This is a genomic window from Klebsiella sp. 4_1_44FAA (genome assembly GCF_000238715.1).
GTDB lineage: Bacteria > Pseudomonadota > Gammaproteobacteria > Enterobacterales > Enterobacteriaceae > Klebsiella > Klebsiella pneumoniae.
This window is the reverse complement of sequence record NZ_JH414798.1, coordinates 358,069-365,846: the sequence shown is the minus strand read 5'-3', so window position 1 is coordinate 365,846 and position 7,778 is coordinate 358,069. Positions and strand designations below refer to the sequence as shown.

The following is a 7,778-nucleotide window of genomic DNA, read 5'->3' as shown; positions in this document are numbered from 1 at the left end:
CAGAGTAAGCAACGTAGGGATATTAAATTGCATAGTGACGGGTAACTATCTGTTGTAAGTAAAAATTAGCCCTATGTTGCTACAGAGCCCCTAATGTTTCAACGAGTAGAAGATCTTTTCTGCCAGAGCGTGAGAGATGCCCGGTACTTTAGCAATTTCTTCGACGCTGGCCTGCTGTAGCCCCTGCAGCCCACCCATATACTTCAGCAGCATCTGACGACGCTTCGGCCCCACCCCCTCGATAGTCTCAAGCGAGCTGGTGCTCTTCACTTTCGCCCGTTTTTTGCGATGCCCGGAGATCGCATGATCGTGCGATTCATCGCGAATATGCTGGATCACATGCAGGGCCGGCGAATCCGGCGGCAGGCTAAACCCTTCCCCTTCCGGCTCAAAGAATAACGTTTCCAGACCCGCTTTTCGATCGCTACCTTTCGCCACGCCCAGCAGCAGCGGATGATGTTTATCCCAGGGGACGTCCAGTTCAGCAAACACGGCTTTCGCCTGGGCCAGCTGTCCCTTGCCGCCGTCTATCAGGATCACATCCGGGATCTTGTTGTCATCAATCGCTTTACCATAGCGACGGCGCAGGACCTGATTCATCGCCGCATAGTCATCGCCAGGGGTAATGCCGGTGATGTTGTAGCGCCGATACTCCGCGCGCAGTGGGCCATTGCTGTCAAACACCACACAGGATGCTACGGTCTGTTCGCCCATGGTGTGGCTGATGTCAAAACACTCCATTCGCTTGACGGCCGGCAGCTCCAGTACGCTGGCCAGCGCCTGCAAACGCTGATGAATGGTCGATTGCTGAGACAATTTGGTCGTTAACGCTGTCGCGGCGTTGGTCCGCGCCAGCTTAAGATAACGCGCTCTGTCGCCGCGCGGCTTAGTCTGCACATTGATTCGACGACCCGCCAGCTCCGACAGCGAGTCGGCCAGCAGCGTCTTATCCCCAAGGTTAAAGTCGAGCAAAATCTCCCCCGGCAGCGTGCGCATTTGGCTGCCCTGCAGGTAGAACTGGCCGACAAAGGTCTCCACGACCTCTCCCAGCTCGGTGCCGCCCGGCACTTTCGGGAAGTAGCTTCGGCTGCCCAGCACTTTGCCCTGACGGATAAACAGCACATGCACGCAGGCCATGCCGGCATCGAAGGCGACGCCGATCACGTCGAGGTCGTCACCGGTGTTGGAGACAAACTGTTTCTCCGTCACGCGGCGGACGGCCTGAATCTGGTCGCGGATGCGCGCGGCCTCTTCGAACTCCAGGTTCTGGCTCGCCTTCTCCATCCGCGCGATGAGCTGGGTCAGCACCTGGTCATCCTTGCCGGCGAGAAACAGCCGCACATACTCTACCTGCTGAGCATACTCTTCTTCGCTGACCAGCCCGGCCACGCACGGCCCCAGGCAGCGACCAATCTGATACTGCAGACAGGGGCGGGAGCGATTGCGGTAGACGCTGTTTTCACACTGACGGATGGGAAAGATTTTCTGCAGCAGCGCCAGGGTCTCGCGCACGGCATAGCCGTTGGGAAAAGGACCAAAATACTCGCCCTTCGCATGTTTGGCGCCGCGATGCATCGCCAGACGCGGATGAGTATCGCCGCTGAGAAAAATAAAAGGATACGATTTATCGTCGCGTAACAGCACGTTGTAACGTGGCTGGTACAGCTTAATATAGTTGTGCTCAAGCAGCAGCGCTTCCGTCTCGGTGTGGGTGACGGTCACGTCGATTTGCGCGATCAGCGCTACCAGCGCTTCCGTTTTACGCGACGCAAGGTTGCTGCGGAAGTAGCTACTGAGCCGCTTTTTCAGATCTTTGGCTTTGCCAACATAGATGACGGTTCCGCCAGCATCATACATCCGATACACACCGGGCTGGCTGGTCACCGTTTTCAGGAAAGCTTTTGCGTCAAAAACATCACTCACTGGCTTGCTAACGACTCCGCATTACACAGGCCATGGCGAATTGCCAGGTGGGTCAGCTCGACATCGCCATGAATGTTTAATTTACTGAACATCCGATAGCGGTAGCTGTTAACCGTTTTAGGACTCAGATTTAGCTGCTCTGAGATCTCATTCACCTTCTGACCTTTGGTGATCATCAGCATAATCTGCAATTCGCGTTCAGACAAACTGGCAAACGGCGATTCTGTCTTTTCGGGTTCAATCTGACTTAACGCCATTTGCTGGGCAATATCGGAGGCAATATAGCGCTGCCCGGACGCGACGCAGCGGATGGCATTCACCACTTCCTGCGGCGCGGCGCCTTTACTGAGATAGCCTGCCGCGCCCGCCTGCATGACCTTGGCAGGTAAAGGATTCTCGGTATGCACGGTCAACATGATCACTTTGGTGCCCGCCACGGAGCGCGCGATTTTGCGCGTCGCTTCAAGACCACCGATCCCAGGCATGTTCATGTCCATCAGGACGACATCTGCGGAATTAGCCCGGCACCACTTGACGGCGTCCTCGCCGCAGCAGGCTTCGCCAGCGACTTTAATCCCTTTTATATCTTCCAGAATGCGTCGTATCCCTGCGCGCACCAGTTCGTGGTCATCAACAAGAAGAACGTTGATCAAAGGAATAATCTCCAGAATGAGGGATAACGCTACTGATACTTTATCTCCCACATATTACCGGGTTTTATTGCTATTTTAAAAGGCAAAAAAATGCCCTCGCCTCGATTTGGCTCTCATTTATGGCAATGTCTGTGCACACTAAGTGGAAAGTCATTGAGAACAGTCAGTTGCCCGGCTCTTATTTTTTAACAATACTCATACAGAAGGCACAAAAAACACAACAGATTACGTAGCGCATAAATACGAAGCAAAATATGTAACAATTATTAACGAGCTAAATAGATGGGGGAAATTATTGGCTTGCCGACGGCTATTACGTATTATCCGAAGCATCAAAACATTCACAGCTCAGATGAGAGAACAGAAATTAAGCACACCTTTTTTTTCTGTCGCTTGTGGTATACTGCGCGGCCTTCACATTGACTAGAGCGCAATAGCGCAGCGAGTAAACGAGGATATCGATGAGCACACCAGATTTTTCCACTGCAGAAAATAAGCAGGAACTGGCGCAGGAAGTCTCCTGCCTGAAAGCGATGATTACGCTGATGCTGCAGGCGATGGGCCAGGCGGATGCGGGGCGCGTGATTATTAAAATGGAAAAGCAGATTTCACAGATGGAAGATGAGGCTCAGGCCGCCGTATTCTCCAGCACCGTTAAGCAGATTAAACAAGCCTATCGGCAGTAATCCTGTGCCGGCTGAAAGTATCACTGACAGCCGGTATCACGTCTGACACGCAGAACGGCAGGCGCATTCAGATTAGCCCAGTCGCCACGGCGTAGCAGGCAATTTGCGTTTTATTCGGCGCATTAAATTTCCGCTGCATATTCTTCTGATGGAAATTCACCGTATTTTCCGAAATCGAGAGAATCATCGCCACCTCCGCCGAAGTCTTTCCTTCCGCCGTCCATTTGAGGATTTCCAGTTCGCGGCGGCTGAACTTCATCTCCGGCGGCATCACCATCTCATCTTCCAGACGCAGCAGCGTCAGCAAGCTTAGTTCAGTCAGCGTTCGCAGACGCAGCTCAAGCTCATCTTCAGGGTAACCGCCCGGCAGACGATTGTTCGCGGAGACAGAGAGAAATCCCTGAGCATGGTTTGGCAACGTCAGGCACTGCGTCACCCCCTTTTGCAGACCATGGTCACGCGCCCCGTCCCACAGTGCCGGCGCATCACGAAACAGGCTGTCGTTCCATGGCAGATGGCCACGCATAAAATTCTCCGGCCGTAACACAGGATCTATCGCGAAATAATTTTCTGCCTGATAGTGCGACATCCATGCGCGGGGGTAAGTCGACTGGAACGTAACGCGGGGGCGGGTGAAAGGCACCGGGTGGCGCACACAAAGCGTGTAGTAATCATATTCCAGCGCTTCGGTTTCACGTTGCAGGAGATTATAAACCTCCTCGCCGGTGGCCATGGACTGAAATTGGTGCAGCATATCCCGCCGCCAGCTGAAAAAATCATTGTCCCTCATAGCTGTGCAAATAACTCCTGATTGATAATCATTATTATAAATACAGAAAACTAACACATAAATCTTATTTATATGTATAAAATATCGTAGCTGTCGCATTTATTAGTCTGAAGGCTTGCCATTTTCCCGCTCGCCGCACAGAAACATAGCGTTTTTCTCCCATCATGTTCTACACCCTGCCAAGGGCGATGGGAAGCGGTGTATACGGCCGTGGGAGTCAATAGCGCAAAGACATGTCGCGGGGGCGTTACCCCGCCGCGAGAGTGGGCTAAACGCGGCGGCTCCCGCGAAGCTGAGCCGCCACGCCAGCCCATGCTTTACTGCATCAGGAATTTTTCAAGGAACTGACGGGTACGCGGCTGCTGGGGCGAAGCGAACAACGCTTTTGCCTCGCCTTGTTCGACAATGCGTCCCTGATCCATAAATATCGCCCGATCGGCTACGTCGCGGGCGAAACTCATTTCATGGGTCACGATCACCATGGTGCGTTTTTCCTGCGCCAGCTGACGGATGGTGTTGAGCACCTCCCCCACCAGCTCAGGATCGAGGGCCGAGGTGGGTTCATCAAACAGGATCACGTCCGGACGCATAGCCAGCGCGCGGGCAATAGCCACTCGCTGCTGCTGCCCGCCGGAGAGACGGCGCGGATAGCTATTCTCTTTTCCGCTGAGCCCCACCTTCGCCAGCAGTTCGCGCCCCCGCGCCATGGACTCCTGCTTATCTTCACCTTTTACGATGACCGGCCCTTCAATAATGTTCTCCAGCACCGTACGGTGGGGAAACAGATTAAAGTTCTGGAAGACAAAGCCGACGTGCTGGCGCAGCTGGCGAATGAGCCCTTTCTGCGGCCCGAGGCTGCGACCGGCGTCGATCGTCACATCGCCGACGCGGATAGTGCCGCTCTCCGGTTGCTCCAGCAGGTTGATGCTACGCAGCAGGGTGGTTTTGCCCGAGCCGCTGGGGCCGATGATCGCCACCACTTCCCCTTTCTGTACCTCCAGGTCGATACCATGGAGCACCGTCTGACCATGGAATTTTTTTACCAGGCTTTTCACTTCTATCGCACTCATTTCGGATCACGCTCCTGGCGGTTCAGCTGGTTTTCAAAATAATTCTGCAGCGAGGAGAGCACTGTCGCCATTACCCAGTAGATCAGGGAGGCCGCCAGATACATGGTGAAGACCTCCAGGGTTCGCGAGGTGATTAGCTGCGCCTGACGGAACAGCTCCGGCACCTGGATCGTTGCCGCCAGCGAGGTATCTTTTACCAGGCTGATAAAACTGTTCGACAGCGGCGGCAAAGCGACCCGCGCCGCCTGGGGTAAAATGGCCCGACGCATCGTCTGCCAGGGCGTCATACCGATACTGGCCGCCGCTTCCCATTGCCCTTTATCAATCGAGGCGATGGCCGCGCGCAGCGTTTCCGCCGCATAGGCCGCAGTATTCAACGACAGGCCGATCATCGCCGCCGGGATCGGGTCAAGCTCAATGCCGAACTGCGGCAAGCCGTAGTAGATCATAAACAGCTGGGCGATAAGCGGCGTGCCGCGGAAAATGGAGATATACATGCGCGCCAGCCATTTTACCGGCCAGACTGGCGACATGCGCATCAGCGCCAGGATAAAGCCCAGCACCAGGCCGAAAAACATCCCGCCAATGCTCAGCTGCAGCGTAAAGACGGCCCCTTTCAGCAGAAAAGGGGCGGAATCAATGACCAGTTGGATACTTTCTTGCATGCTGTCGTTTCTGTATTAGAGGTGAGGATGATAGGCAAACAGCGCCGGCGCTCCGCCAGTGTGGACGAACAGTATCGGCCCTTCATCCTTAAAGCGCTTCTGCGTGATGCCGTCGATAAGCCCGGCCATCGCTTTGCCGGTATAGACCGGGTCGAGCAAAATACCTTCCAGCTGCGCCAGCAGCTTCACAGCGGCCATCCCATCTTCGTTTGGCGTACCGTATCCTGGGGCAAAGTAGTCATCCCACAGTATAATTTCAGCCTTCGCCTGTAGCTCGAGACTGTTGGCCACGGCCTGCTGCAGCGCCACCACTTTCGGCAACTGGTCAGCGACCGAGCGCGACACGGTCACCCCAATCAGTTCCGCCTGCGGCATCAGCTGTTCAAGGCCGACCGCCAATCCGGCATGGGTGCCGGCGCTGCCGGAGGCGACCACGACTGACGAGATCGCCACCGCGTCTTCGCACTGCTGGCTGATTTCCAGTGCGCTTTCCACATAGCCTAACGCGCCGAGGGCATTGGAGCCGCCGACCGGAATAACATACGGACGATACCCCTGCGCCTCAATGCGGGTCGCCAGCTCATCGAGCTGGGCGGAGGGATCGGTCAGGGCATCACACATCTCAACCTGGGTGTTAAAGAGATCCAGCAGCAGACGGTTGCCATTGCTCAGATAGTTCTCCGCCCGGGTGCCGATGGGATTTTCCAGTAGCGCCACGCAATGCAGTCCCAGTTTCGCAGCGACTGCCGCCGTCTGACGCACATGGTTAGACTGGATCGCGCCGGCGGTGATTAAGGTATCCGCGCCCTCGCGCAGCGCATCGGCGGCGAGAAACTCCAGCTTACGCAGTTTGTTGCCCCCCATCGCCAGCGGCGTCGTATCATCACGTTTAATAAAAATTTCGCGCCCAAGGTGATCGGACAGACGCGGGAGATACTCCAGCGGCGTCGGCGCGCCGATCAATTCCAGGCGCGGAAAGCGGGTTAAGTTTTGCAGTGACATGGCCCCTCCTGACTCAGTTATGCTTCATTATGCACACAGTTACGCGCTAAATAAAAAAAGGCGCTTCCAGGAGCGCCTTTTTTCACCGCTGTCCGTTATTTCGTCACGTCAGCGCCAAACCATTTCTCGGACAGCGCCTTCAGGCTGCCATCTTTCTGCATGTCTGCAATCGCGCCATCTACCGCTTTCAGCAGGTCGTCGTTGCCTTTACGCAGCGCAACGCCAGCTTCCTGACGAGAGAAGGCTTCGCCGGTTACCGCCAGCGTATTGTTGGTTTTCTTCACCAGATCCAACGCCGCCAGACGGTCTACCAGAATGGCGTCAATACGGCCTACACGCAGATCCTGGTATTTGGTGGGATCGTCATCATAGGTACGGACATCCACGCCCTGGACATTCTGACGCAGCCACTCTTCATAGTTAGTGCCCAGTCCGACGCCCACTTTCTTGCCTTTCAGATCCGCCGCGGTTTTAATCGCGCCTTCGTTACCCTTCTTCACCAGCGCCTGCACGCCGGAGACGGTATATGGGGTGGAGAAATCGTATTTCTTCTTACGTTCGTCAGAGATAGTGACCTGGTTAATCACCACGTCGATACGCTTGGAGTCCAGCGAGGCCAGCATACCGTCCCACTTGGTCGGTTTGAGATCGGCCTTCACGCCAAGATGTTTCGCCAGTTCGTTAGCGAATTCCACTTCAAACCCGGTCAGCTTGCCGTCATCCCCCTGGAAACTAAAGGGAGGGTAGGTGCCTTCGAGGCCCACGCGTAGGGTGCCGCGCTCTTTAATCTGATTGAGCAGGTTTTCCGCCGCAAAAGTTTTCACGCTGACGCCAGCCATCAAAACAACGGCCATCGCGCCCATCATCGCCTGACGACCCAGAAGTGCTAATTTCATAGATACCCCGAAGGTTAGGATTTTCCTGTAGTGTAAGGCGCTTAACGACCTGACACCAACATCGTTACGCTACATCTTATGCAAATTTATTAT

8 protein-coding genes are annotated in these 7,778 nt (G+C 55.1%); 1 reads left to right on the top strand and 7 read right to left on the bottom strand.

Annotated features, from left to right (window positions below; all coding sequences use genetic code 11):
* Positions 1-90: 90 nt before the first annotated feature.
* Positions 91-1,923, bottom strand: a complete 1,833-nt coding sequence (uvrC, locus tag HMPREF1024_RS23775) for an excinuclease ABC subunit UvrC (RefSeq protein ID WP_002911538.1) — start codon at positions 1,921-1,923, stop codon at positions 91-93.
* Complete coding sequence (gene uvrY, locus HMPREF1024_RS23780; RefSeq protein ID WP_002911539.1) at positions 1,920-2,576, bottom strand: UvrY/SirA/GacA family response regulator transcription factor; 657 nt, start codon at positions 2,574-2,576, stop codon at positions 1,920-1,922. The genes uvrC and uvrY overlap by 4 nt, the downstream gene beginning before the upstream one ends.
* 461 nt (positions 2,577-3,037) lie before the next feature.
* Here uvrY and HMPREF1024_RS23785 point away from each other — a divergent pair, with 461 nt between their 5' ends.
* Positions 3,038-3,262 carry a DUF2594 family protein gene (locus tag HMPREF1024_RS23785; RefSeq protein WP_002911541.1) on the top strand — a complete coding sequence of 75 codons (225 nt, stop codon included), beginning with the start codon at positions 3,038-3,040 and terminating at the stop codon, positions 3,260-3,262.
* A gap of 67 nt (positions 3,263-3,329) precedes the next feature.
* On the opposite strand, the gene sdiA is transcribed toward HMPREF1024_RS23785, so the two are convergent.
* The 5 genes from sdiA to tcyJ all read right to left on the bottom strand — a co-directional run bounded on the left by sdiA (position 3,330) and on the right by tcyJ (position 7,685).
* Positions 3,330-4,052: a transcriptional regulator SdiA gene (gene sdiA / locus HMPREF1024_RS23790; RefSeq protein WP_002911542.1), complete on the bottom strand. Its 723-nt coding sequence runs from the start codon at positions 4,050-4,052 to the stop codon at positions 3,330-3,332.
* Positions 4,053-4,369: 317 nt separating this feature from the next.
* Complete coding sequence (gene tcyN / locus HMPREF1024_RS23795; RefSeq protein WP_009307524.1) at positions 4,370-5,122, bottom strand: L-cystine ABC transporter ATP-binding protein TcyN; 753 nt, start codon at positions 5,120-5,122, stop codon at positions 4,370-4,372.
* Positions 5,119-5,787, bottom strand: a complete 669-nt coding sequence (tcyL, locus tag HMPREF1024_RS23800; RefSeq protein ID WP_002911547.1) for a cystine ABC transporter permease — start codon at positions 5,785-5,787, stop codon at positions 5,119-5,121. Before tcyL ends, tcyN begins: the two co-directional genes overlap by 4 nt.
* A gap of 15 nt (positions 5,788-5,802) precedes the next feature.
* Entirely contained in the window at positions 5,803-6,789 is a 987-nt protein-coding gene (gene dcyD / locus HMPREF1024_RS23805) for a D-cysteine desulfhydrase (protein ID WP_009307523.1), read from the bottom strand.
* A 95-nt stretch (positions 6,790-6,884) separates the two neighbouring features.
* Positions 6,885-7,685 (bottom strand): cystine ABC transporter substrate-binding protein, encoded by an 801-nt coding sequence (tcyJ, locus tag HMPREF1024_RS23810; protein ID WP_004899204.1) that lies wholly within the window; start codon positions 7,683-7,685, stop codon positions 6,885-6,887.
* Positions 7,686-7,778: the final 93 nt, after the last annotated feature.